The sequence below is a fragment of the Pseudooceanicola sp. NS-SX8 genome (assembly GCF_057380755.1).
The window spans coordinates 3,486,260-3,511,297 of record NZ_CM170819.1; the positions used below are offsets into that span (position 1 = coordinate 3,486,260).

At 66.7% G+C, this 25,038-nt stretch carries 20 protein-coding genes and 2 tRNA genes; 11 read left to right on the forward strand and 11 right to left on the reverse strand.

What is annotated here, in order from left to right:
* Nucleotides 1-394: 394 nt before the first annotated feature.
* The 8 genes from mraY to AC2IR1_RS16050 form a co-directional block, all read right to left on the reverse strand.
* Entirely contained in the window at nucleotides 395-1,477 is a 1,083-nt protein-coding gene (gene mraY / locus AC2IR1_RS16015; RefSeq protein ID WP_486472971.1) for a phospho-N-acetylmuramoyl-pentapeptide-transferase, read from the reverse strand.
* Between the two features lie 47 nt (nucleotides 1,478-1,524).
* Complete coding sequence (locus AC2IR1_RS16020; protein WP_486472972.1) at nucleotides 1,525-2,955, reverse strand: UDP-N-acetylmuramoyl-tripeptide--D-alanyl-D-alanine ligase; 1,431 nt, start codon at nucleotides 2,953-2,955, stop codon at nucleotides 1,525-1,527.
* The gene (locus tag AC2IR1_RS16025) at nucleotides 2,952-4,475 is read right to left on the reverse strand and encodes a UDP-N-acetylmuramoyl-L-alanyl-D-glutamate--2,6-diaminopimelate ligase (protein ID WP_486472973.1); all 1,524 of its coding nucleotides are present in this window, start codon (nucleotides 4,473-4,475) and stop codon (nucleotides 2,952-2,954) included. Before AC2IR1_RS16025 ends, AC2IR1_RS16020 begins: the two co-directional genes overlap by 4 nt.
* A 54-nt stretch (nucleotides 4,476-4,529) precedes the next feature.
* A complete protein-coding gene (locus AC2IR1_RS16030) occupies nucleotides 4,530-6,311 on the reverse strand; it encodes a peptidoglycan D,D-transpeptidase FtsI family protein (protein WP_486472974.1) in 1,782 nt (593 codons plus the stop codon).
* Nucleotides 6,308-6,697, reverse strand: a complete 390-nt coding sequence (gene ftsL / locus AC2IR1_RS16035) for a cell division protein FtsL (RefSeq protein ID WP_486472975.1) — start codon at nucleotides 6,695-6,697, stop codon at nucleotides 6,308-6,310. Before ftsL ends, AC2IR1_RS16030 begins: the two co-directional genes overlap by 4 nt.
* A complete protein-coding gene (gene rsmH, locus AC2IR1_RS16040; protein ID WP_486472976.1) occupies nucleotides 6,694-7,722 on the reverse strand; it encodes a 16S rRNA (cytosine(1402)-N(4))-methyltransferase RsmH in 1,029 nt (342 codons plus the stop codon). Before rsmH ends, ftsL begins: the two co-directional genes overlap by 4 nt.
* 3 nt (nucleotides 7,723-7,725) lie before the next feature.
* Nucleotides 7,726-8,253: a division/cell wall cluster transcriptional repressor MraZ gene (mraZ, locus tag AC2IR1_RS16045; protein ID WP_486472977.1), complete on the reverse strand. Its 528-nt coding sequence runs from the start codon at nucleotides 8,251-8,253 to the stop codon at nucleotides 7,726-7,728.
* Between the two features lie 946 nt (nucleotides 8,254-9,199).
* On the reverse strand, nucleotides 9,200-10,303 hold the full coding sequence (locus tag AC2IR1_RS16050; RefSeq protein ID WP_486472978.1) for an Mrp/NBP35 family ATP-binding protein: 1,104 nt from the start codon (nucleotides 10,301-10,303) through the stop codon (nucleotides 9,200-9,202).
* Nucleotides 10,304-10,523: 220 nt separating this feature from the next.
* Here AC2IR1_RS16050 and AC2IR1_RS16055 point away from each other — a divergent pair, with 220 nt between their 5' ends.
* Nucleotides 10,524-10,787, forward strand: a complete 264-nt coding sequence (locus tag AC2IR1_RS16055; RefSeq protein WP_486472979.1) for a hypothetical protein — start codon at nucleotides 10,524-10,526, stop codon at nucleotides 10,785-10,787.
* Between the two features lie 48 nt (nucleotides 10,788-10,835).
* Nucleotides 10,836-11,054, forward strand: a complete 219-nt coding sequence (locus AC2IR1_RS16060) for a DUF1127 domain-containing protein (protein ID WP_486472980.1) — start codon at nucleotides 10,836-10,838, stop codon at nucleotides 11,052-11,054.
* A 952-nt stretch (nucleotides 11,055-12,006) separates the two neighbouring features.
* Here the strand turns inward: AC2IR1_RS16060 and AC2IR1_RS16065 are convergent.
* Complete coding sequence (locus tag AC2IR1_RS16065) at nucleotides 12,007-14,445, reverse strand: ATP-dependent helicase (RefSeq protein ID WP_486472981.1); 2,439 nt, start codon at nucleotides 14,443-14,445, stop codon at nucleotides 12,007-12,009.
* A gap of 247 nt (nucleotides 14,446-14,692) precedes the next feature.
* Here AC2IR1_RS16065 and AC2IR1_RS16070 point away from each other — a divergent pair, with 247 nt between their 5' ends.
* From AC2IR1_RS16070 to AC2IR1_RS16080, 3 genes are all read left to right on the forward strand, one after another.
* On the forward strand, nucleotides 14,693-15,799 hold the full coding sequence (locus AC2IR1_RS16070) for a heme-binding protein (RefSeq protein ID WP_486472982.1): 1,107 nt from the start codon (nucleotides 14,693-14,695) through the stop codon (nucleotides 15,797-15,799).
* A 132-nt stretch (nucleotides 15,800-15,931) separates the two neighbouring features.
* Nucleotides 15,932-16,639 carry a hypothetical protein gene (locus tag AC2IR1_RS16075; RefSeq protein ID WP_486472983.1) on the forward strand — a complete coding sequence of 236 codons (708 nt, stop codon included), beginning with the start codon at nucleotides 15,932-15,934 and terminating at the stop codon, nucleotides 16,637-16,639.
* A gap of 373 nt (nucleotides 16,640-17,012) precedes the next feature.
* The gene (locus tag AC2IR1_RS16080) at nucleotides 17,013-20,456 is read left to right on the forward strand and encodes a pyruvate carboxylase (protein ID WP_486472984.1); all 3,444 of its coding nucleotides are present in this window, start codon (nucleotides 17,013-17,015) and stop codon (nucleotides 20,454-20,456) included.
* A gap of 141 nt (nucleotides 20,457-20,597) precedes the next feature.
* Here the strand turns inward: AC2IR1_RS16080 and AC2IR1_RS16085 are convergent, their stop codons facing one another.
* On the reverse strand, nucleotides 20,598-20,756 hold the full coding sequence (locus tag AC2IR1_RS16085; RefSeq protein WP_486472985.1) for a hypothetical protein: 159 nt from the start codon (nucleotides 20,754-20,756) through the stop codon (nucleotides 20,598-20,600).
* Between the two features lie 136 nt (nucleotides 20,757-20,892).
* Here AC2IR1_RS16085 and AC2IR1_RS16090 point away from each other — a divergent pair, with 136 nt between their 5' ends.
* The gene (locus AC2IR1_RS16090; RefSeq protein WP_486472986.1) at nucleotides 20,893-21,558 is read left to right on the forward strand and encodes a thermonuclease family protein; all 666 of its coding nucleotides are present in this window, start codon (nucleotides 20,893-20,895) and stop codon (nucleotides 21,556-21,558) included.
* Nucleotides 21,559-21,610: 52 nt separating this feature from the next.
* Here AC2IR1_RS16090 and AC2IR1_RS16095 read toward each other — a convergent pair whose 3' ends face one another.
* Entirely contained in the window at nucleotides 21,611-22,105 is a 495-nt protein-coding gene (locus AC2IR1_RS16095) for a MarR family winged helix-turn-helix transcriptional regulator (RefSeq protein WP_486472987.1), read from the reverse strand.
* Between the two features lie 129 nt (nucleotides 22,106-22,234).
* On the opposite strand from AC2IR1_RS16095, the gene AC2IR1_RS16100 reads away from it, so the two are divergent.
* The 5 genes from AC2IR1_RS16100 to AC2IR1_RS16120 all read left to right on the forward strand — a co-directional run bounded on the left by AC2IR1_RS16100 (nucleotide 22,235) and on the right by AC2IR1_RS16120 (nucleotide 25,025).
* Nucleotides 22,235-22,660 (forward strand): organic hydroperoxide resistance protein, encoded by a 426-nt coding sequence (locus AC2IR1_RS16100; RefSeq protein ID WP_486472988.1) that lies wholly within the window; start codon nucleotides 22,235-22,237, stop codon nucleotides 22,658-22,660.
* Nucleotides 22,661-22,873: 213 nt separating this feature from the next.
* On the forward strand, nucleotides 22,874-23,389 hold the full coding sequence (locus AC2IR1_RS16105; RefSeq protein ID WP_486472989.1) for a GNAT family N-acetyltransferase: 516 nt from the start codon (nucleotides 22,874-22,876) through the stop codon (nucleotides 23,387-23,389).
* A 196-nt stretch (nucleotides 23,390-23,585) separates the two neighbouring features.
* Nucleotides 23,586-23,660: transfer RNA gene (locus AC2IR1_RS16110), tRNA-Gly, on the forward strand.
* Between the two features lie 67 nt (nucleotides 23,661-23,727).
* A tRNA-Gly gene (locus AC2IR1_RS16115) sits at nucleotides 23,728-23,802 on the forward strand.
* 176 nt (nucleotides 23,803-23,978) lie between these two features.
* On the forward strand, nucleotides 23,979-25,025 hold the full coding sequence (locus AC2IR1_RS16120) for an ABC transporter ATP-binding protein (protein WP_486472990.1): 1,047 nt from the start codon (nucleotides 23,979-23,981) through the stop codon (nucleotides 25,023-25,025).
* Nucleotides 25,026-25,038 lie beyond the last annotated feature (13 nt).

Genomic DNA, 25,038 nt, shown 5'->3' on the forward strand with positions numbered 1-25,038 from the left:
GGACGGGTATCGGCCTTGCGGCCGATGGCCTCCGGCGGGAGTATTTTCAGCCATCGAATAGGAGAAGGGCAGTGCCGGTGGGGCGGGCGGCGTTTCGGGAAGCCTTGGCCTGGCGCCTATGCAGGGCCACGGCTTTCCGCTTCGTCCCGACGAAATACGCTGGGGGCCTCTCCGATGGCTTGTGCAGCACCCAAAAGCGAACCCCGGTCGCATCGGGGCGCCCCGCCCCTCCCATTTTCTGGCGTCCAAATATCCTGGGGGGAGACGCGCGGCACGCGCGGCGGGGGGCAAAGCCCCCCCTGCTCCCTCGGCCAAAGCAAATACCCCCGCCGCAAGGCTGCGACGAGGGCAAATTTCCGTAGGGTGTGTGCCAACACACCTTCCGCCGGACGCCTCAGCGCAGTTTCAGCGTGGCGAGGCCGACGATGGCGAGGATCAGGGAGATGATCCAGAAGCGGATCACGATGGTGGGTTCGGCCCAGCCCTTCTTCTCGTAGTGGTGGTGGATCGGCGCCATCAGGAAGACCCGCTTGCCGGTGCGCTTGAAGTAGGCGACCTGGATGATAACCGAGAGCGCCTCGACCACGAAGAGGCCGCCGACGATACCCAGGACGATCTCGTGCTTGGTGGCCACGGCGATGGCACCGAGCGCGCCGCCAAGCGCCAGGGAGCCGGTGTCGCCCATGAAGACGGCCGCCGGCGGGGCGTTGTACCACAGGAAGCCGAGCCCGGCCCCGATGAGGCCCGCGACGAAGATCACGATCTCGCCCGTGCCGGGAACGTAGTGCAGGCCGAGGTATTCGGTGAAGGTGGTGTTGCCGACGAAGTAGGCGATGATGCCGAGCGCCCCGGAGGCGATCATGACCGGCATGATCGCGAGCCCGTCAAGCCCGTCGGTCAGGTTGACCGAGTTGGCCGCGCCGACGATGACGAACATGCCGAAGGGCACGAAGAAGATGCCGAGGTGCAGCAGCACGTCCTTGAAGACGGGGAAGGCCAGGGCAAAGCGCATGTCCGCCGGGTGGGCCCAGCTGGCCCAGAGCGTGGCCACCAGCGCGATCAGGAAGCCGAGCGCGAGCCGCATCTTGGCCGAGACGCCCTTGGTGTTCTGCTTCGACACCTTGGCGTAGTCGTCGGCAAAGCCGATGGCGCCGAAGGAGAGCGTGACGAAGAGCACGAGCCAGACATAGGCATTGTCCCACCGCGCCCAGAGCAGGGTCGCCGTGGTCAGCGCGGCCAGGATCAGCAGCCCGCCCATGGTGGGCGTGCCGGCCTTGGCCAGGTGGGTCTGGGGGCCGTCATCGCGGATCGGCTGCCCCTTGCCCTGGCTGCGGCGCAGCACGTTGATCAGGCGCGGCCCGAAGAAGAAGCCGAAGAACAGCGCCGTCAGGAAGGCCCCGCCCGCACGGAAGGTGATGTAGCGGAAGAGGTTGAACAGGTCACCGCCATCTGACAGCGCGGTCAGCCAGTAAAGCATCGGGGGACGTCCTTTTCGGAGAGCTTCGGTCGTGTGGTTCGGGGAATTCAGTCGTCGGCGGGATGGCTCAGTTTGCGCAGGGCGTCAACCACGGTCGAAACGCGGGAGCCCTTGGAGCCCTTGACCAGCATGACATCGCCGGCGTCGACCAGCCGGGCGGCATGATCGGCCAGCGGCGCGGCGGTGTCACAGAAGCGGCCGCGCTGGTGCATCGGCAGCGCTTCGTAGAAGGGTTTCATGCGCGCGCCGACGCAATGGATCATGTCGATCCGTTCCAGCGCCGGGTGATCGGCCAGGGCGCGGTGCATCTGCAGCTCGTCCTCGCCCAGTTCGAGCATTTCGCCCAGCACCGCGATGCGGCGGCCGTGGCTGTGGCGCCCCAGGTTGTCGCGCGGCTTGGAGGCCGCCAGCACATCCAGCGCCGCGCCCATCGATGCGGGGTTGGCGTTGAAGGCGTCGTCGATGAGTTCGAAGGACAGCGCGCGTTCCAGCGGGTCCAGGATGCGCCACTGGCGCAGCCCGCGCCCCGGCGGCGGCACCCAGCGGCCCAGGGCCGCCAGCGCCAGCGCGCGGTCCAGGCGCAGCACATGGGCCACCGCCAGCACCGCAAGGGAGTTCAGCGCGAAGTGGCGCCCCGCCGCCTGGATCTTCCAGGTCACCGGCGTGCGCCAGGCCCGGGCCTCGCAGACCAGGCAATCCTCGGCCAGGGTGACCTGCATCAGGCGGTGGTGGCAATTGCGGCTTTCGCCGAAGCGCAGGATGCGGGCCTTGGCGTCGCGCGCGGCCTGCACCAGGATCGGCGTGGTGCCCAGATCCCCGTTCAGCACGGCAACGCCACCCGGTTCCAGCCCTTCGAAGATGGAGCCCTTTTCGCGGGCGATCGCCTCGATGCTGTCAAAGGCTTCGAGGTGGGCGGCGACCACGGTGGTGACCATGGCGACATGGGGCCGGGTCAGGCGGGTCAGCGGCGCGATTTCACCGGGGTGGTTCATGCCGATCTCGATCACGGCCAGTTCGGTATCGGCGGGCATGCGCGCCAGGGTCAGCGGCACGCCCCAGTGGTTGTTGTAGGAGGCCTCGGCCGCGTGGGTCTTCTTCTGGGCGGAGAAGACATCGCGCAGCATCTCCTTGGTGGAGGTCTTGCCGGCGGAGCCGGTGACGGCCACGACGCGGCCCTTCATCCGGGCGCGGGCGGCGCGGGCCAGCCCTTCGAGCGCCTGCAGGACATCGGGCACGACGAGGAGGGGCGCATCCTCGGCCACGCCGTCGGGCCGGTGGGTGACAAGGGCGGCCCCTGCCCCGGCGGACAGCGCCTGGGCCACGAAGTCATGCCCGTCGCGGGCGGCCTTCAGCGCGACGAAGAGGTCGCCGGGCGCCAGGGTGCGGGTGTCGATGGAGACGCCGGTGACGGACCAGTCCCCCTGCGGGGTGCCTCCGGTGGCGGCTGCGGCCTCTGCCGCGGTCCAGAGCGCGCTCACGCGAGCCTCCCGTCGAGGGCGGCGACGGCGACGGAGGCCTGTTCGACATCATCGAAGGGATAGACGGTGTCGCCCACCGTCTGGCCGGTTTCATGGCCCTTTCCGGCGATCAGCAGCGCGTCGCCCGGGCCGAGCGCATCGACGGCGCGCAGGATCGCTTCGGCGCGGTCGCCCACCTCCACCCCGTCGGGGCAGCCCATGAGCACGGCCTGGCGGATCGCGGCGGGGTCTTCGGAGCGGGGGTTGTCGTCGGTGACGAAAACCAGATCGGCGTTTTCCGCCGCCGCCTGCCCCATGAGCGGACGCTTGGTGCGGTCGCGGTCGCCGCCGGCGCCGACGATGGCGAGGATGCGGCCCATGACATGCGGGCGCAGCGCCTGCAGCGCGGTGGACACCGCATCGGGGGTATGGGCGTAGTCGACGAAGATCGCCGCACCGTTGGCACGGGTCGCGGCCAGTTGCATCCGGCCGCGCACGCCATCGAGGCGGGGCAGCACGGCGAAGACATCATCGGGGCCGTCGCCCGACAGCAGCGCAAGCCCCGCCGCCAGCAGGACGTTTTCCCCCTGGAAGTCGCCGATCAGGTTCAGCGGCACCTGGTATTCCTGCCCGTTGAAACCCACGCGCAGCACCTGGCCTTCGGGGGTGAAGCGGCGTGCCAGCAGGCGCATTTCCGCATCCGGGTGCTGGCCCACGGTCAGCACGTCCAGGCCGCGCGCCTCTGCCCGGTCGGCCATTTCCACCCCGCGTTCGCCGTCGAGGTTGATCACGGCGTGCCCTTCGGGTGCCAGCACCCGGGTGAAGAGGGAGGCCTTTGCCTCGAAGTAGGCATCCAGGGTGGGGTGATAATCCAGATGGTCCTGCGTCAGGTTGGTGAAGCCCCCGACCGACAGGATGATGCCGTCCAGCCGCCGCTGCGAGAGCCCGTGGGAGGAGGCTTCCATCGCGCAATGGGTGACACCGGAGGCCGCCGCCTGGGCGAGGATCCGGTGGAGGGTGATGGGTTCGGGCGTGGTATGGCTCAGCGACCAGGAGAAATCGCCCTCCACCCCGGTCGTGCCGAGGTTGATCGCCTGATGGCCCAGCTGCTGCCAGATCTGGCGCAGGAAGGTCGCGACGGAGGTCTTGCCGTTGGTGCCGGTCACCGCCGCCATCACAGGTGGCTGCGCCCCGAACCAAAGGGCCGCGGTGCAGGCCAGGGCCTGGCGCGGATCCTCTGCCACGACGAGGGCGGTTTCGGTGCCCGCCAGATCCTCGGCGGCAATCCGCGCGCCCTCTGCATCGGTCAGCACGGCGGTGGCGCCGGCCTCCAGCGCGGAGGCGATGTAGGTGGCGCCGTGAATGCGGGTGCCGGGCATGGCGGCAAAGAGGAAACCGGGTTCGACCTCCCGGTTGTCGACGGCCAGGCCGGTGATGCGCGCCTCGCGCCCGCCGCGTGCGGTCAGGCCCAGGTCGGCAAGGGATTTCGCCCCGTCGCCGCCGCTGCGCCCTGCCTCAGAACCGCCTGTTTCCCGTGCCATGCGCCGCTGCCTTTCCGGGGTCTGGAGCCCCTGCCCGGACCGCCTGTTCGACGGTCAGTTCGATGTCAGGGTTATAGCAGCCGCAGGGGCGGGTTCAACGGCGGGCCGCAGGCCGAGGAGCGGCCCGATCCGCCGGATCACCTCTGCCGCGACGGGCACGGCGGTGAAGCCCGCAGTGCGCCGGTTCTGCCCCGCGATGAAGGTTTCGGCTTCGTCCAGCATGAGGATCAGCGCGTATTTCGGCTTGGACGCCGGGAAGATCGACGCGAAGGTCGAAATCGTCTTGTCCTCGTAGTAGCCGCCGGTGGGCTTGAGCTTGTTCGCGGTGCCGGTCTTGCCGCCGACCTCGTAGCCTTCGACATCGGCGAAGGAGGCGGTGCCTTCGGTCACGACTTCACGCAGCAGCTGGCGGACCTGGGCGGCGGTCTGTTCGGACATCACGCGGGTGCCTTCGGGCGGCGTGGTGCGCTTGAGCAGCGTCGGTTTCAGCAGGCGCCCGCCATTGGCGATCGCGGCATAGGCGGCGGCCACGTTCATCATGGAGACCGACATGCCGTGGCCGTAGGACACGGTCATCGTCGTCAGCTCGGACCAGTTCGACTGGGTCTTGGGGGCGGTCGCTGCGGCCTCCGACAGTTCCAGCGGAGAGGGATCCATCAGGCCCAGGCGCCGCAGGAAGACCTGCTGCCGCTCCGCGCCGATCTGCTGCGACAGCCGCGCCGTGCCGATGTTGGAGCTTTCGACCAGGATGGTGCGCACGTCGGCTTCCTTGCCGATGTAGTGGTCATCGGAGATGGAGAAGCGACCCCAGCGGATCGGGCCGCGGATGTCGATCACCGTGTCGGGGGTCGCGATGCCCTCTTCCAGCACTTCGGCGATGGTGAAGGCCTTGAAGACGGAGCCCAGTTCATAGGTCCCCTGCACCGCGCGGTTGAAGAGCGGGCTGTCGTCGGGGTGGCCGGAGGTCGGGTTGTGGGGCCGGTCGTTCGGGTCGAAGTCCGGCAGGCTGGCCAGGGCCACGACTTCGCCGGTGTTCACGTCCAGCAGGACGGCGCCCGCGCCCTTGGCATTCATCAGCTTCATGCCGCCCGACAGAACCTGTTCCAGCGCCGCCTGCACCGTCAGGTCGAGGGAAAGCCGCAGGGGCGTGCCCGCCTGCGCCGGATCGGTCAGCCGTTCGTCGAATTCATGTTCCAGCCCGCCGGAGCCCTTCAACTCTGCCCAGGAGGTGCCTTCCTTGTCGAAGGAGGTCCCGCCCAGGATATGGGCCGCCACGGCCCCGTTGGGATAGAGGCGCATTTCGCGCGGGCCGAAGTGCAGGCCCGGTTCGCCGATGTCATGCACCGCCTGCTGCTGTTCGGGCGAAAGCGTGCGGCGGATCCAGTAGAATTTCCCCTTGCCGGTGAAGCGGCGTTCAAGCGCGGCCTCGTCCAGTTCCGGGAAGATCTTCGCCAGTTCCTGCGCGGCGCGGACCGGGTGGATCATCTGCTGCGGGTGCGCGTAGAGCGCGTAGGTTTCCATGTTGGTGGCGAGGATCCGGCCGTCGCGGTCCAGGATCTCTGCCCGCTGGACGGCAGGCGGCGTGGCGTTGCTGGCCACGCGCGGCTCCTCCCCCTGGGAGGCGGCCATGACGCCCATGCGCAGGCCGATCACCGAGAAGGCACAGAAGAAGGCCATGCCCAGCACCAGAAGCCGGGTTTCGGCCCGCGCGCGGGAGGTGTCGCGCATCGCCTCGTGCCGGAGGCGGATGTTCTCCTTCTCGATCACGTCGGGGTTTTCACCCCGGGCGCGGGCTTCGAGGATGCGGGCAAGCGGGCGGAGGGGCGTGCGGTTCACTGGCCATCCCCCGGCTGGGTGCCGGCGATCACCTGGTCGGGCGCGGGCCCGAGGGAGGAGACATCGACGGGGTTGTTGAAGACGATCTCCGGCGCCGGCTGGGGCGGGAAGCGGACCTGGGTGATCTTGCCGAACTGCGACGGGTCGAGCGGCTGCAGCTGCAGGTCGGGGAAGTTGATCTCCGCCAGTTCGCGCAGCCGGTCGGGGCGGTTCAGATAGGCCCATTCGGCGCGCAGCATGTTCAGCTGGGCGCGGGCATCGGCGATCGAGGACTGCAGGCGTTCGGAGGTCGAGATCGCCTTCTGCGTCCGGTAATTCTCCTGGTAGGCCCAGAAGGCCAGGCCGATGACGGCCAGGGCGGAGAGCACGTAGAGGAAGGTCTTCATCGTCTTTTCCCCTTCGGTTTCGCGGCGCCGGGCATGCCCATGGCGGCGCGGTCGATCTCTTCTGCGGGTGTGTCGGTGCGAATGCCGACGCGCAGGCGGGCGGAACGGGAACGGGGGTTCTCCTCCAGCTCCTGCTCATCGGGGCCGATGCCCTTTTTCGTGGGCTGGGTGAAGGCCGCGGCCTCTGCCTCCTGCACGGGGGCATAGCGGTTGACGTTGCCGCTGGAACCGGTGCGCAGCTGGAAGAAGCGCTTCACCATGCGGTCTTCGATGGAATGGAAGGACACGACGGCCAGCTTGCCGCCGGGCTTCAGCGCGCGTTCGGCGGCCATCAGCCCTTCGGCCAGGGCGCCGTATTCGTCATTCACCGCGATGCGCAGCCCCTGGAAGGAGCGCGTGGCCGGGTGGCTTTGCCCCGGCTTCTGGCGCGGCAGGCAGCGTTCGATGATTTCCGCCAGCTGCAGGGTGGTGGTGATGGGCGCCTCGGTGCGGGCACGGAGGATGGCCTTGGCGATGCGGCGCGAGGCGCGCTCCTCTCCGTAGAGGAAGAGCACGTTGGCCAGCGCTTCTTCTTCCATCTCGTTGACCAGGTCGGCGGCGGAGGGGCCGGACTGCGACATGCGCATGTCGAGCGGCCCGTCGCGCATGAAGGAGAAGCCGCGTTCGGCCAGGTCGAGCTGCATCGAGGAAACGCCGAGGTCGAGCACGACACCGTCGAGCCCCTCGGGCGCATGTTCGGCCGCGACCTCATCAAGGTTGGCGAAGTTGTCCTGCACCACGCTCAGGCGGTCGCCGTAGGCGCCGGACCAGCTTTCGGCCATCTGCAGGGCCAGCGGATCCTGGTCGATACCGATCACGCGGTCCGCGCCGGCATCCAGCAGGCCCCGGGCATAGCCGCCCGCGCCGAAGGTGCCGTCGATCCAGGTGCCGGAAACGGGTGCCACGGCCGCCAGCAGGGGGCGCAGCAGGACCGGAACATGGGGGGCTCCGGCAGGTTTGGGTTTGGGGGTGGGACCTTCGGCCATGGCTCAGCCCTCCCCGCCCGGAGAGGCGGCACGCAGTTCGTCCAGCAGGGCTTCGGGATCGAAATCCTCTTCCTCTGCCAGCATCTTCTCTTCCTGCTCGGCCACCATCGCCTCGTAGGCATCGGGGCGCCAGATCTGGAAGGTCTTGCCGACGCCGGCGAACAGCACGTTGCCGCCCTGCGCCACGCCGATCTTTTCGCGCAGCTTGGCCGGCAGCACGATGCGGCCGGTGTCGTCGATGGCGAAATCCGTGGACTGGGAGATGTACCAGCGGCGCATCATCTTGGTGCGCGGCGCCGCCTGCGGCATGCGCAGGATCATCTCGACCGTTTCGGACATGGTTTCGGCGGAATAGCATTCGACGTAGCCGTCGAGGTGGCCACCGAAGACCGCGTACATCTTGGCGGTCTTGCCGGGGGCCCATTCGGGATCCTGGGATTCGAGCACGGTACGGAACTTGGCCGGGATGGAAACCCGACCCTTGGAGTCCACCTTGAACTCCTCTTCGCCCGTGAACCTCTTTTCGCTCAAGGCCCTGCCCGTTGCCTGTCCCCCTTGACGTGATTCTCCAGATACGCTTCCCTGGAACGGAAAACGGCGGATAGGGGCTGCTGCCACATGCCCTATCCGCCGCCCTCGTCCCGTTTCCGGGGTTGTCCGACTACGCGCGGCCACCTGGGGGGATGTCTGCTCGCCCCGCGCGCCGGATCTCTGGTTTTTGCGATGAAGTGGGGGTGCCTGTACTACTCACTGCCTTGGGAAGTCTTGCGAGGTCTGACGCCTCTTAAGTCCCCGTCCTCATCTGCAAACATGGTTGCCATGGGACTTCATGGAACGCAAATGGTTTTTACGGGAATTCGAGGGAAAATGTAGTCTCAACAGGGTCCGAAAGACAAGATGTGGGGTCACATCATCTCACTCCGGAGTGAAAATCGGGCTCAATTTGCGCCCCACCCCATCCGAGATACCAGATATTGCGGTGACTTCCGCCCATACGATCCCAGCCCATGAAATCCCACGCAAGTCCATTCAGTTCCCGCCAGCTGCCCGAAGAGGACTCGAAACGGGGTTAACGGCCCCTGGCGATTCCCTCTTCGGGCCCCGGATCGGGCCGGTTCCCGCCGTCACGCCGAGGTGATTCGCCGCGATCCCGCGCCGTAGCCGGAGGGCGGGAGAGAGATCGGGCGGGGATTTCATGGCACCCGATGGAACGTCGCCGCCCCCGGCACCAGTCCGGATCACACGGGAGGGCACGGGATCCGGCGCCATGGGCCGCCCCGCGCCACCACAGGCAGCCCCAAGACGCCCGCAGAGGCGCCAGAACAGGCCCTGGCACAAGACGCGCGCCACGTGAAAACGCCCCGCCGGAACCGGCGGGGCGCATCGGATCCCCATACATCTATTACTGTCGCTGCGCGGCCCTGCCCCGCATCATTGGCGCATCACGGGCGCATCACAGGCACCCCGCAGGCCGCGTTCAGGCCAGGTCACGTTCCACCAGCCGGGCCGCGAGGGCCGCGTAGGCCTCTGCCTGAGGGCCATCCTGCAGCGCGACGGGGGTGCCGCCATCGCCAGCAAGGCGGGTTTCCAGATCCAGCGGCAGCGCGCCGAGGAAGGGCACGCCCAGCTTCTCTGCCTCCGCAGCGACGCCGCCATGACCGAAGGGATGGGATTCATGCCCGCAGGCGGGGCAGATGAAGGAGGCCATGTTCTCCACCATGCCGACCAGCGGCACCTTCAGCGTATTGAACATGTCCATCGCCTTGCGCGCATCAATCAGCGCCACGTCCTGCGGGGTGGAGACGATGACGGCGCCATCCAGGGCGGACCGCTGGCCCAGGGTCAGCTGCACATCGCCGGTGCCCGGCGGCAGGTCGATCAGCAGCACGTCCAGTTCGCCCCACTGCACCTGGGTCATCATCTGCTGCAACGCGCCCATCAGCATCGGACCGCGCCAGACCACCGCCTTGCCCTCCTCCAGCATCAGGCCGATGGACATGAGGGTGACGCCATGGGCCGTCAGCGGTTCGATCGTCTGGCCATCGGGCGAGGCCGGACGCTTCGACGCGCCCATCATGCGCGGCTGCGAGGGGCCGTAGATATCGGCATCCAGCAGACCGACACGGCGGCCCTGCTTCGCCAGGGCGACGGCGAGATTGGAGGAGACTGTGGATTTGCCCACCCCACCCTTGCCGGAGCCGATGGCCAGCACGCGCTTCACGCCCGCCGGCTTCATCGGCGCCGTCTGAGGCTTCGGATGACCGCCGATCTTGAGGCTGGGCGGCTGGCCGGAGGGCGCAGCTGCGCGCGGGGCCGCGCCGGGCGCGGGGCGATCTTCGTGGGCGGTCAGCGCGGCGGAGACGCGGGCAACACCCGGCAGGGCCGAGACGAGCTCCTCCGCGGCGGCGCGGATCGCCTCCATCTTTCGGGCGGTGGCGGAATCGGGGGCCTCTATGACGAAACGGACGGTTTCACCGTCCACCGTCAGCGCGCGCACCATGTCGCGACTGACGAGGTTTCCGCCATCAGGCAGCGTGAGTCGCTTCAGTTCCGCCAGAATCTGGTCACGTGTGACAGGCACTTTTCTCTCCTTCCGAGGGCTGAACCTAAGGTGCGCATTTTACAGGCGGGGACAAGGGCGGGAACAGGGGCGGGCCCGAACAGCGGGTTGCGCGTGCCATGCGGGCGCAGAATGCCTTGCTGCAGCGCAGCATGAAATGATCCCCAAAGCGGTTTGGAAACTGCCCCGGGCACCCTGCCCTGCGGCGCGGCGTTTCCGCTAACCTCCGACAAAACAACATATGTGCACGAATGATGTCGCTGATTTATCAAGCGTTCTTCGAGGGCTTATTTCCCTGGGCGCCGTACATATTCCGCCCAAAAACCGTGCAGATTTTTCCATCGACTTTACGTCAGCAACTCTTATGCACCTTCTGCATAGCGGCGTTGAGGAACCGGCCATTGTGCAAACGCAGCAAATCCGTAAATTCAGTCTCAACAGCGGCGGTCAAGCAGCCAACGAAGTTAGCGCCAACAAGGCAGACCTCGGAAAGATGCAAAACTGACGCAACGGATTTAACGACTTTCAGATCGTTACGTGAAGGATGAGTAAGATGGCATATGCAGTGCACACCCCCGCTGGCGCAGCAGCCCAGCAAGGCTTCTCCAAGGTCTTCGGCGGCGTCGCCGTCCGTTATGCCAAATACAGCAAGTATCGTCGCTGTGTGGCCGAACTGTCCGCTCTCTCCAACCGGGAGCTCAAGGACCTCGGCCTGCACCGCTCGATGATCAAGTCGATCGCATACGAGGAAGCCTACGGCACCTCCGCGTAACGAAAGTTGGGATCAGTCGGCCCTCTCCTCCTCCCTGGGCCACTGAGACTGGCGAGGGTGCCTCTCCTCCTCCCTGGCACCCTCGCACCTACACCGGAGCTGAACGCTCCAACAGTTCGCCGGCCTCTCCTCCTCCCTGGCCGGTGATGTCAGGACCGGCGGGAGCTCTCCTCCTCCCTGCTCCCGCCGGACACTGACCCCAGATACGGACGCTCTCTCCTCCTCCCTGAGCGTTCGTTGTATCCCGGAGATGCCTCTCCTCCTCCCTGGCATCTCCGGACCCATCACGGGGACGTTCCGAAAGGTCCTTCCCCACATATTCGCCGGCCTCTCCTCCTCCCTGGCCGGTGATGTCAGGACCGGCGGGGGCTCTCCTCCTCCCTGCTCCCGCCGGACACTGACGACCAGATACGGACGCTCTCTCCTCCTCCCTGAGCGTTCGTTGTATCCCGGAGATGCCTCTCCTCCTCCCTGGCATCTCCGGACCCATCACGGGGACGTTCCGGAAGGTCCTTCCCCTCCTATTCGCCGCTCTCTCCTCCTCCCTGAGCGGTGATGCCAAGACCGGCGGGAGCTCTCCTCCTCCCTGCTCCCGCCGGACGCTTGGATCCGATACGCGGCCCTCTCCTCCTCCCTGGGCCAGCGTTGAATGACCGCGGTGCCCTCTCCTCCTCCCTGGGCACCGCGGTTTTTCGTTTTCAGGGGATCGGTTTCCAGGACATCGCTTGAAAAGAAGGGGGCCTTGCCCCCTCGGCCGCGCTGCGCGCGCCCTTCACCCCCAGAGTATTTCCGGCCATCGAATGGAACAGGGTGCCCTCCCCACGGGACGCCCCATGAGGTTCGCAGATGCGACGGCGGCTCGCCTGCGCTACCGCCCTTCCTCCATTCGATGGCTGAAAATACTCTGGGGGGAGCCGAAGGCGGGGGGCAAAGCCCCCTCCCTCACCCGGTCTCAGAAGGGCACGTCGTCCGGATTGGTGACGAATTTCGCGACCACCTTCTTCACGCCGGATTTCTCGAAGGAAATCTCCAGCTTGTCGCCTTCAACCCCGATGATCTCGCCATAGCCGAACTTCTGGTGGAAGACCCGTTCACCCACGGTGTGGGAGGAGGTCGCAGTCATGTCGATGACCGAGCCACGCGTTTCACGGGGCTGCGATACCGGCCGGTCGGAGGCACGCGCCTGCATACGCTTCCAGCCGGGGGAGTTGTAGACGTTTGCCTCCGCCATGCGGGTTTCCATGCCGGACTGGACCGAGCCACCCGAGGCAGCGCCGAAGCCGCCACCATAGAGCCCCGGGGGCGTCAGAACCTCCACATCCTCTTCGGAGAGCTCATCGATGAAGCGGGAGGGCAGCTGGCTCTGCCATTGGCCAAAGACGCGGCGGTTGCCGGCGAAGGAGATCGTGCAGAGTTCCTCGGCGCGGGTGATGCCGACGTAGGCCAGGCGGCGCTCTTCCTCCAGCCCCTTGAGGCCGCTTTCATCCATGGAGCGCTGCGAGGGGAAGAGGCCGTCTTCCCAGCCGGGCAGGAAGACCACGGGGAATTCCAGGCCCTTGGCCGCGTGCAGGGTCATGATGGAGACCTTGGGTTCGGCGTCGTCGTTGCGTTCGTTGTCCATGATCAGCGCGACGTGCTCGAGGAACCCCTGAAGGTTGTCCAAGTTTTCCAGCGCCTTGACCAGTTCCTTGAGGTTTTCCAGACGGCCCGGCGCCTCTGGCGTCTTGTCGTTCTGCCACATCTCCGTGTAGCCGGATTCGTCCAGCAGGCGCTCCGCGAGTTCGATATGGCTGAAGGGCGCCTGGGGCCGGTCTTCGTCCATCACGACGTCGTCTTCATCCGCCAGGGTCAGCGCCGTGGCCTGCAGGCGGGCGACCTCGTGGTAGCGGTCGATCAGGTCGACGAAGCGCGAAAGCTGTGCCGCGCCCTTGCCCGTAAGCCCCTGATCCTGCAGCAGGATCCGCGCGCCATCCAGCAGCGAGGTGCCATTGGCCCGCGCCGCCATCTGGATCTTCTGCTGGGCCTTGTCGCCCAGACCGCGCTTCGGCGTGTTGACGATACGTTCGAAGGCAAGGTCATCGGTGGGCGAGGTCACGAGCCGGAAATAGGCCATGGCATCGCGGATCTCGAGCCGTTCGTAGAAACGCGGGCCGCCGATGACGCGGTACGGCAGGCCGATCGTCAGGAAACGGTCTTCGAAGGCGCGCATCTGGTGGGAGGCGCGGACGAGAATCGCCATGTCGTCGGCCGAATAGGGATGCAGGCCGCGCGTGCCCTTCTGCAGGGCCTCGATCTCATCCCCGATCCAGCGAGCTTCCTCATCGCCATCCCAGTGGCCGATCAGGCGCAGCTTTTCCCCCTCGGGCTTGTCGGTCCACAGGGTCTTGCCCAGGCGGTTTTCATTGCCTGCGATGACGGAGGAGGCGGCGGCCAGGATATGCGGGGTCGACCGGTAGTTTTGCTCCAGGCGCACGGTCTTGGCGCCGGGGAAATCCTTTTCGAACCGCAGGATGTTGCCCACCTCTGCGCCGCGCCAGCCGTAGATCGACTGATCATCGTCACCGACGCAGCAGATGTTCTTGTGACCGCCCGCCAGCAGGCGCAGCCAGAGGTACTGCGCCACGTTGGTATCCTGGTATTCGTCCACCAGGATGTACTTGAACCAGCGCTGGTATTGTTCCAGCACGTCCGGATGCGCCTGGAAGATCGTCACCATGTGCAGCAGCAGGTCGCCGAAATCGACCGCGTTCAGTTCCCGCAGGCGGGTCTGATACTGATCGTAGAGTTCCGTCCCGCGGTTGTTGTAGGCCGACGCCTCTGACGCGGGGACCTTCGACGGGGTCCAGGCGCGGTTCTTCCAGCTGTCGATGAGGCCCGCCAACTGCCTGGCTGGCCAGCGTTTTTCATCAATGTTGGCCGCGACGATCAGCTGCTTGAGCAGACGGATCTGGTCGTCTGTGTCGAGGATGGTGAAGTTGGACTTCAGCCCGGCCAGTTCGGCGTGGCGGCGCAGCAGCTTGACGCAGATGGCGTGGAAAGTGCCCAGCCAGGGCATGCCCTCCACCGCCTCGCCCAGAAGGCGGCCGACGCGGAGCTTCATTTCCCGCGCCGCCTTGTTGGTGAAGGTGACCGAAAGGATCTCGTTCGGGCGGGCGCGCCCGGTGGAGAGCAGGTGGACGATGCGCGAGGTCAGCGCCTTGGTCTTGCCCGTACCGGCGCCTGCCAGCATCAGCACCGGACCATCCAGCGCCTCCACCGCCTCGCGCTGCGCGGGGTTGAGATCGTCGAGATAGGTCGCGGGGCGCGCCGCCTGCATCGCCCGCTGCGACAGGGGCGTACGGGGGGGCTGGCTGGCCGCTTCGAATGCGTCGTCTTCGGAGTAACTGCTCATCCCCGAAAGATAACCTGTACCGGGGCCGGACGGAAGGGGCCGTTCCGGGTTTGTTCAGAAACGGGCGGCAAATTGCGGCCTCACCCTTATGTCGTATTGACTGAGTGGTCAGCGTAGGAATCTCTTGCAGGTTGCATTTCGAGCCTGCACCCTGCCCGCATTATTTCAAGACCTCCATTTCAAAGTCATTTTTCACAGCCGGCCGCATCGGACCGGCCGCCACCCATTTTCAGAAGGGATTTGAGCCATGGCGATTCAGGGCATTACCGAACTGACGGAAAAGGTACACGACAAGGCGGAACGCGAGGTTGCCGCCGCGCTGCGCGGCGATCCGAGGCTGGGCGATCTGCTCTGGCTGCCGGGGCGCTGGCTGAACGCAAAGGACGAAGTCACCACGGGATTCGAGGGGCGCGGCTGGAACATGATCGCCCTGCCCTTCTTCGGCGGCACGGGGGATTTCCGGATCCTGGCCAACCAGTACAACGAAACCCTCGATTTCGCCGTGGTTGACGGGCCGGTGGCGAACCGGGGTGTCGCCAAGGAGGGCGGCGACCCGGCCACGGCGCAAACGGATCAGAGCATCTTTGCGCTGGATTACCAGCAGCTGATCACCCAGATCGCGGCCGGCAGCGCGCCGCCCGTCGACCCGAAGCTGATCGGGGGCGCCGGGCTGGGCATCCATCACGAGCCGGGTTTCATGCTGTCCATCACCGATCAGCAGACGATGATTCCCTATGTGAAACGCACGGCGGAGAAGGTCTTCGAGGAAGAGATGATGCCGCTGAACGTCGCCCGGCTTGCCTCCATCCCGCATGGGGACGCCGTGACGGCAATGGGGGTCGGCTTCACCGAGGCGGGCGGCCCCTTCATCCCCAGCATGTCCGGGCTGCCGGAGGGCTTTGACGCGAACCCCCAAAACCCCTACCTGGCCAACTATTTCGCGATGAGCGGCGACAAGGCCTTCCCCGGGGTGCTGAATTTCCCGGCCTTCGACGTAATCAAGCCGACGGCCCTGCTGACAGCCAGCATCGCGGGCCTGGGGCCGATCACCAAGACCACGACCCTGCATTTCAATACGGAGTTCGCCACGGGCGGCATCGTCAACACGCCCTTCGTGGTCAAGGAAGCCAATGCGACCAGCATGGAGTCCTTCTTCTGGCTGATGGAACCGGAAGAGCCGCTGAACGGGCGGCGCCACTACCTGGCCTACCTGCAGAACGTCATGCTGGATTTCTTCCCCCGGCGCGGTGGCGCGGAGGGCGAGCTGATCCGCTGGCCGCACATCAGTTTCAACGTCATGTGCCTGGACGAGGTGCCGAAGGCAAAGACCATCGACGTGCCCCATACCGCCTAGGCGGGTCATCAGGCGGCGGCGGCCTGGCGCGCCGCCCCCTGTACCGGCGGCAAAAACCGCCCTGCAGTCAAGACGGCGGCAAGGTTCACCCGCGATACACGAGGGCTGTCGCCCTTTCAGAAGAGCCTAGAGATGAGCCTTGCCATCACATCGACCCCGGCGGTGACCTGCACCGACATGACGCAACGCGCGGGACAGGATCCGCTGTCCGATACGGCCGCGGCCCCCTGGATCACCGGCCGCCCCCAGGTGGAGGCAGGCCGGGCCGATGCGCAGCGGGTCAGCGCCCTGCAGGAAACCGATCGGGCCAACACAGGAGAGCTGGCCGGCAGCAGCGCCGCAGGCAGGATCCGCCCCTACGAGGCGACAGGCCCCGCCGAAAGCCCCTGGTCCCCCCGTGCCGGAGCGGCAAGCGCCACGCTTGGCCTGGACCGGGCCGCAGAGGGGAAGGCGCAGCCTTCGCGCATGGCGCCCGCCACCCTGTTCGAGGCCCTGGTGAACAGCGAAGCGCGGGAGGCCAGAGGCGCGAACCCCATGGAGGAGGCGCAGGAACTGGCCACCGGCGCCCGCAAGAGCGCCAGCCTGGACGCCATCGACAGTGACGCGGACGGGCTGATCTCCGGTTCGGAGGTGATCGCCTTCGAAGCCAGCCGGGCGGCGGAGATGGGCGGCGCCATGCCCCCGCCCCCGCCGATGCCCACCACGCCGGACCGCGACGACAGCAGCTCCCTCTACCAGACGCTGGAAGCCCAGGGAGAGGCCGCCTGGGAGAAGGTCAGCCGGTTCACCGTTGCCGATCGCCTTGCCGCGGAACGCAGCACGCTGAACGTCCTGGCCTAGCGGGCGCCCCGCGCGGGACGCTGACCACCGGGTGGAAAGCAGGGCGCCGCCCGCCCCCCGGCTGAAAGCGTGCTCGCCGGGCGTCGTGGCGATCTGCGCCCCGAAGCTTCCCACTGGACGCAAGGCTGTCGGGCGCAGCCCGGACCGCGGCGCGGGTCATTTCGCAGGTCATTTCCCTGACAAGTCCAGAAAACAGGGGGCCTCCGCCCCGGGGCACCTGCGCCCCTCCATCGTAGTGAAACAAGCTATTCGCCCAGCGGGATAATTGTTCACGCAAATTACCTTCAGGCTTGCGCCGCGCTGCGGCATCGCGTTTCCTGTCAGCAAGGGCGGAGTCACCGTCGGACCCGTAGCCTGCAGACGAGGAGCAGACATGGCCGAATTCCAGAAAATTCTCATCGCGAACCGGGGCGAGATCGCCATCCGGATCATGCGTGCGGCAAACGAGATGGGCAAGAAGACCGTCGCCGTCTATGCCGAGGAGGACAAGCTGGGGCTGCACCGGTTCAAGGCGGACGAGGCCTACAAGATCGGTGAGGGTCTGGGCCCGGTGGCGGCCTATCTCTCGATCCCGGAGATCATCCGGGTCGCCAAGATGTCGGGCGCGGATGCGATCCACCCGGGCTATGGCCTGCTGTCGGAAAACCCTGATTTCGTCGATGCCTGCGACGCGGCGGGCATCACCTTCATCGGACCGAAGGCGGCGACGATGCGGGCGCTTGGCGACAAGGCCAGCGCGCGCAAGGTGGCCATCGAGGCGGGCGTGCCGGTGATCCCGGCGACGGAAGTGCTGGGCGATGATTTCGACGCGATCACCCAAGAGGCCGGGGAAATCGGCTACCCGCTGATGCTGAAGGCCAGCTGGGGTGGCGGCGGCCGCGGCATGCGCCCGATCAACGGCCCGGAGGAACTGAAGGAAAAGGTGCTGGAGGGCCGGCGCGAGGCAGAGGCCGCCTTTGGCAACGGCGAGGGCTACCTGGAAAAGATGATCACCCGGGCCCGGCACGTCGAAGTGCAGATCCTGGGCGACAAGATGGGCAACATCTATCACCTCTACGAACGCGACTGTTCGGTCCAGCGGCGCAACCAGAAGGTCGTCGAACGCGCCCCCGCCCCCTACCTGAGCGAGGCGCAGCGCGAGGAAATCTGCGAGTTGGGCCGCAAGATCTGCGCCCATGTGAATTATGAATGCGCGGGCACGGTCGAATTCCTGATGGATATGGACACGGGCGCTTTCTACTTCATCGAGGTGAACCCCCGCGTACAGGTGGAACACACGGTGACCGAGGAGGTGACCGGCATCGACATCGTGCAGGCCCAGATCATGATCGCCGAGGGCAAGAGCCTGGCCGAGGCCACCGGCAAGGCCAGCCAGTACGACGTGCGCCTAATGGGCCATGCGCTGCAGACCCGGATCACCACCGAGGACCCGCAGAACAACTTCATCCCCGATTACGGCCGGATCAGCGCCTACCGGACCGCCACCGGCATGGGCATCCGACTGGACGGCGGCACGGCCTATGCGGGCGGCGTGATCACCCGCTATTACGACAGCCTGCTGGTGAAGGTGACGGCCAAGGCGCAGACGCCCGAAAAGGCCATTGCCCGGATGGACCGCGCCCTGCGCGAATTCCGGATCCGGGGCGTCAGCACCAACATCGCCTTCGTGCAGAACCTGCTGAAGCATCCGATCTTCCTGACGAACCAGTACAGCACGAAGTTCATCGACACGACGCCGGAGCTGTTTGATTTCCGCACCCCGGCCGACCGGGGCACCAAGGTGCTGACCTATATCGCCGACGTGACCGTCAACGGGCATCCCGAAACCAAGGGCCGCGCCGCCCTGCCCGAGGGGTTCAAGCTGCCCCATCCGCCGAAGGCCGGGCCGAACGTGCCGCCGGGCACCAAGACCCTGCTGGATGCCGAGGGGCCGAAGGCCGTGGCCGATTGGATGCTGGCGCAAAAGCCGCTGCTGATCACCGACACGACGATGCGCGACGGGCACCAGTCCCTGCTGGCGACACGGATGCGGTCGATCGACATGATCAAGGCCGCGCCCAGCTATGCCGCGAACCTGCCGCAGCTCTTCAGCCTGGAATGCTGGGGCGGCGCCACTTTCGACGTGGCCTTCCGTTTCCTTCAGGAAGACCCCTGGCAGCGGCTGCGCGACATCCGGGCCGCCTGCCCCAACATCCTGACCCAGATGCTGCTGCGCGGGTCGAACGGCGTGGGCTATACCAACTACCCCGACAACGTGGTGCAGGCCTTCGTGAAACAGGCCGCCGCCACCGGCATGGATGTCTTCCGCGTCTTCGACAGCCTGAACTGGGTGGAGAACATGCGGGTGGCCATGGATGCCGTCATCGACACTGGCAAGATCTGCGAAGGCACGGTCTGCTACACCGGCGACATCCTGAACCCGGACCGGGCCAAGTACGACCTGAAGTATTACGTCGCCATGGCCAAGGAGCTGGAAGCGGCAGGGGCCCACGTGCTGGGCCTGAAGGATATGGCGGGCCTGCTGAAACCCGCCGCCGCGCGAGTGCTGATCAAGGCGCTGAAGGAAGAGGTCGGCATCCCGGTCCACTTCCACACCCATGACACCTCGGGCATCGCGGGGGCGACGATCCTTGCGGCGGCCGAAATGGGCGTGGATGCGGCGGATGCGGCGATGGACAGCTTCTCGGGCAACACCTCGCAACCGACGCTGGGGTCGATCGTCGAGGCGCTGATGCACACGGATCGCGACACCGGGCTGGATATCGAGGAAATCCGCCAGATGTCGGATTACTGGGAAGCGGTGCGCGGGCAATACGTGGCCTTCGAGAGCGGCATGCAGGCGCCCGCGTCGGAGGTCTACCTGCACGAGATGCCGGGCGGCCAGTTCACCAACCTGAAGGCGCAGGCGCGGTCCATGGGGCTGGAGGAACGCTGGCACGAGGTGGCCCATACCTATGCCCAGGTGAACCAGATGTTCGGCGATATCGTGAAGGTCACGCCCTCCTCCAAGGTCGTGGGGGACATGGCCCTGATGATGGTCAGCCAGGGCCTGACCCGCGAGGAGGTCGAGGATCCGCAGCGCGAGATTTCCTTCCCCGACAGCGTGATCGACATGATGCGCGGCAACCTGGGCCAGCCGCCGGGCGGCTTCCCGCCCGCGCTGGTGGCAAAGATCCTGAAGGGCGAGGCGCCCAATACCGAACGCCCCGGCGCGCATCTGCCCCCGGTGGATTTCGCCGCGACCGCCAAGGAACTTTCGGAGAAACTGGGCGGCACGCAGGTGGATGAGGAGGATGTGAATTCCTACCTTATGTACCCCAAGGTCTTCCTCGACTACGCCACCCGGCACGAGGCCTACGGCCCGGTCCGCACCCTGCCCACGAAGACCTTCTTCTACGGCATGGAACAGGGCGAACAGATCTCGGCCGAGATCGACCCGGGCAAGACGCTGGAAATCCGGCTGCAGGCCGTGGGGGAAACCCGCGAGGATGGCGAGGCGCGGGTCTTCTTCGAGCTGAACGGCCAGCCCCGGGTGATCCGGGTACCTGACCGCTCCGTCACCGGGGGTGCTGCTGCGAAGGTGAAGGCCGATCCGGCAAACGCGGCCCATGTGGCGGCGCCGATGCCGGGCGTTGTCGCCTCCATCGGGGTGACGGCGGGGCAGGAAGTGAAGCAGGGCGACCTGATCCTGACCATCGAGGCGATGAAGATGGAAACCGGCCTGCATGCCGACCGCGACGGCAAGATCAAGGCGGTCCATGTCACGCCTGGCGCACAAATCGACGCGAAGGACCTGCTGGTCGAATACGACGACTGACCCGCACCGAAGCGGGTGCTGCGCCAGTTCTGCGAAACGGCGCCCCCAGGCGGTATCTGAGACCAGATCAACAAGACAGGAGGGCGCCCGCAAAGGCGCCCTCCTTTTGCAAGGGCCAGGGGCCGAACGCGCCGCGCGCCTTCAGCCGTCCTTCTTCTCGGACGCGGCCTTCTTCATCCGCGCCAGCATCTCTTCCTTGGAGGGGCGCCCCTTTTGGGGCGTGTCGCGCTCGCCGCCCCTGGGCTTGTGACGCGGCACGCCCTTGTGCGGCTTGGCGCCGCCCATCTTCGAATAATCCATGACCCGGTCCTTTCAGGGTGAGTTGACGGCTCATGCCCCGGAAAGGGGCATCGGGCAAGAGGCTGAATGGATCGCTATTGCGACTATGGGCATCCATATCCTAGGTGTCGGTATCACCTGACGGAGTTTCGATGCCATGTCCCTGCGCCTGCCCGCCCTGCTGATCTGCCTGGTCCTGGCCCTGCCTGCGGCGGCAAGGGAGCTGTCCGGCATGGCACGCATCGTCGATGGCGATACGCTGGACATCGGCGGGCAGGTGGTGCGGCTGCTGGATATCGACGCGCCCGAAAGCGCCCAGACCTGCCACGGTGCCCCCTGCGGGTCCAACGCCACCGCCTACCTGAAACGGCTGACCCGCCTGCGCAGGGTGACATGTCGCGGCACCGAAACGGACCGCTACGATCGCCTGCTGGCCAGCTGCGAGGCCGGTGGGAAGGACCTGGGTGCGGAGATGGTTCTCGCCGGGCAGGCCGTGGCCTATCGGCAGTACGGGCTGACCTATATCGACCAGGAAAAGGTGGCGCGCATCCAGGGGCTTGGCCTTTGGGCCGGTGGCACGCCAGTGATGCCCTGGGACTTTCGCGCCGGCAAATGGGATGAGGCAACCACTGCGCGTGCCTCGGCCACGCAGGGCGGCAACTGCCCCATCAAGGGCAACATCAGCGCCAAGGGGGAGCGGATCTACCACACCCCCTACTCGGCCCATTACGCGCAGACCCGTATTTCCCCGTCCAAGGGCGAACGCTGGTTCTGCTCGGAAGCGGAGGCCCTGGCCGCCGGCTGGCGCGCGGCGCGGAACTGACAACGGAACTGCTGACGGCGGTTCACCCGGCAGCGCCCTACTGCTGCGCGCCCTACGCCTGTTCGGCAGACCCCTGTTCGGTGGGCCCCTTTTCAGCAGCCCGGGCAATCTGGCGCCGCAGATCGCGCAGGGTCTGCAAGGTCGCCCGATAGCTTTCCTCGGTCATGCCGCTGTCACGGGCGATGCATCCCGGCACCTTTGCCGCCTCTGCGGCGCGCAGGCGCCCTGCCTCCGTCAGCCTGATTTCCACGCGACGCTCATCCCTGGCCGACCGGACCCGGTCGAGCAGGCCCGCGGCCTGCATGCGTTTCAACAGGGGTGAGAGGGTGTTCGTCTCCATCGCCAGGGCCTCCCCCAGCTCCCCCACGCCCTGACCGTCCCGATCATGCAGCGACAGCAGCACCAGGAACTGCGGATAGGTGATCCCGATCCCTTCCAGGTAGGGCGCATAGAGCCGGATGAAGGCATGGCTGGCCGCGTAAAGGTTGAAACAGAGCAGCGCATCGGCGGGCGGTGCGGGCGTTTCCCCCTGATCGGCGGGTGGCAAGAAGGTATCCTGGGTCATGGGGGTAAAATAAATCGCGCACGACTTAGTCGCAAGCCTTGTAAACCCGGCACAGGCGGGCCATATATATCGCACACGATACAATCGTTCGTGATCAAAAGGAGACACCCGATGACCCTTTCCCCGCTCTACACCACCCGCGCAACGGCAACCGGTGGCCGCGAAGGCCGCGCAGCCGTCGAAGAAGGCTCGCTCGCCGTGGCCCTTGTCACCCCGAAGGAGTTGGGCGGCGCCGGCGGTGACGGCACCAACCCCGAGCAGCTTTTCGCAGCCGGCTATGCCGCATGCTTCCTCTCCGCGCTGAAGGCCGTGGCCCGGATGGAAAAGGTGAAGGTCACTGACGACTCCACCGCGACCGCAGAGGTGACCATCGGCAAACGCGACGATGGCGGCTTCGCCCTGAAGGTCGGCATCTTCGTCTCCCTGCCCGGGATCGAGGCGGCCCAGGCAGATGAGCTGATCGAGAAGGCCCACCAGGTCTGCCCCTACAGCCACGCCACCCGTGGCAATATCGAGGTCACCGTCGGCCGCGCCTGATCGCCCCGCCCGGCCAAGCCAAGCCAGGTCCGGCCGGGACCTTGCAAGACCCAAAGCATAGGGCGGATCCAACCGGATCCGCCCTTTGCGCGTCACGATGCGCAACCCAGGCTCTGGGGCCGGCGCAAGCCTGCTCTCGCCAAGCTGTGCCTCTCCCCTTGCGCCGATGCGGTTTTGCCGCTTGGCTGGCATCAGCCACCGACAGGACCCCAGATGCACGTCAGACCGGAAACCCCCGAAGATATCGCCGCGATCTCGGCCCTGACCGATGCCGCCTTCGCCGGGCTTGCCTATGCCTCCGGCCGCGAAGCCGCCATCGTCCGGCAGTTGCGCCAGGACGGCATGCTGTCCCTCTCGCTCGTGGCCGTCGCGGCGCCGGAAGATGGCGGCGGCCTCCTTGGCCACGTGGCCTTTTCCCCCGTGCAGATCGGGGGTGTCGGGGATCATTGGTACGGCCTGGGCCCGATCTCTGTCGCGCCCGACCGGCAAAGGCGGGGCATCGGCCGGTTCCTGGTTTCCGAGGGGCTGTCTTCGCTGCGGGCCATGGGCGCGAAAGGATGCGCCCTGATCGGCAATCCCGCCGTCTACCGGCGCATGGGCTTTGAAAGCGATGGCAGACTGACCTACGGGGACCTGGATCCGGCGCTGGTTCAGTACCACAGCCTGATCGGCCCACCCCCTTCGGGTGAGCTGAGCTTTGCCCCCGCCTTCAGCGGTTCGGCCCGATAGGCCCGCCCTTCCCCTGCCTGCGCCCGCTCAGGTTCACGCATGCCGGGCGTCCCGCGGCCCCGCCGAAGGCCTGGCCCTTTGTTTCAAGGCCCTCGCCACGCGACGCGGAAAGACCCACAGAAATTTCGCCAATCGGCCGAAATTTCCTCTTGCAGCGCCCTGACGTTCTTTATACATCGTGCCTCACCAAAACGGTGCGGGCGTAGCTCAGGGGTAGAGCATTACCTTGCCAAGGTAAGGGTCGGGCGTTCGAATCGCCTCGCCCGCTCCAATTTGGGCCTTCTTCGGCAGAGATGCCATCGAAGGAATACCTCGGACGAAAGTCCATCGCCAAGGAAGCGGGCGTAGCTCAGGGGTAGAGCATTACCTTGCCAAGGTAAGGGTCGGGCGTTCGAATCGCCTCGCCCGCTCCAACTTTCCCATTCGGAACAAGACGATCTGCGGCGCCTTTCGGCGCCGTTGTCGTGTCTGCCCCCGGCGGGTCGTACAGCTTTCGCAGCAAAGCCTCTGTCGTAAAACCTTCATATGGCAAACCCTTAACTTCCCGCCCCGCTCTGGCTAGATCGGCGCGAAGCTAGCGGGGAAGGTGATGTCGGTATCCATCAGCGGCGCGGTAAAGCGCTTCGGCCAGGAGGCCGCGGTCGACGGAATCAGCGTCGAGATCCCGCAGGGGGCCTTCTTCACCGTCCTTGGCCCCTCGGGCTGTGGCAAATCCACCCTGCTCCGCCTCATCGCCGGGCTGGAACCGCTGGACGCGGGCACCATCGCCCTGGACGGTCGACCCGTCTCGGGCCCCGGCCTGCACGTTCCGCCGGAGCAGCGCAGCGTCGGGGTCGTCTTCCAGACCTACGCGCTCTGGCCGCACATGGACGTCACCAGCAATGTCGCCTTCCCGCTGGAATGCGAAGGGCGGACCCGCGCCCGGGCACGCGCCGCCACGGCGGAGCATCTGGCCACTGTCTCCCTGACCGACTACGCCACCCGCAAGCCGGCCGAGCTTTCGGGCGGTCAGCGTCAGCGGGTCGCCCTGGCCCGCTGCCTTGCCTCCGGGGCGAAGATCGTGCTGATGGATGAACCGCTGGCCAACCTCGACCCCCATCTGCGCACCCGGATGGAGGAGGAGCTGGCGGTCTTCCACAAGGCATCCGGTGCGACGATCATCTACATCACCCACGACCAGAGAGAAGCGATGGCCCTGGCGACAGAGGTCGCGGTGATGGAAAAGGGCCGGTTCGCACAGGTGGGATCGCCGGAAGCGATCCACGACAGCCCCGCCACCGAACATGTCGCCCGCTTCATCGGCCAGTCCGCGATCCAGCAGGCCGAGATCACCGGAGGCGCGGCGCGGATCGGGCCCCACCTGCTGCCGCTGCGCAACCTTGCGGCGGCAGAGGATGGCACGGCGAGCGGCCCCGCCCGCGTGGTGATCCGTCCGGCGGACCTGACACCCTGCGAGGCCGGCCACCCCGGGGCGCTGCCTGCCGTCGTCGAACGGATCACCTATCGCGGGGGCGCCTGGGAAGCGCTGGCGCAGGTGCCCGGCTTCTCCGCCCCCCTGCCCTTCCGCGCGGATCGGCGCCTGCGCCTGGGCGAACAGCTGTCCCTCGCCGCGCGGCCGGTCTGGCGCCTGCCCTGAGGCCCCGCGCACC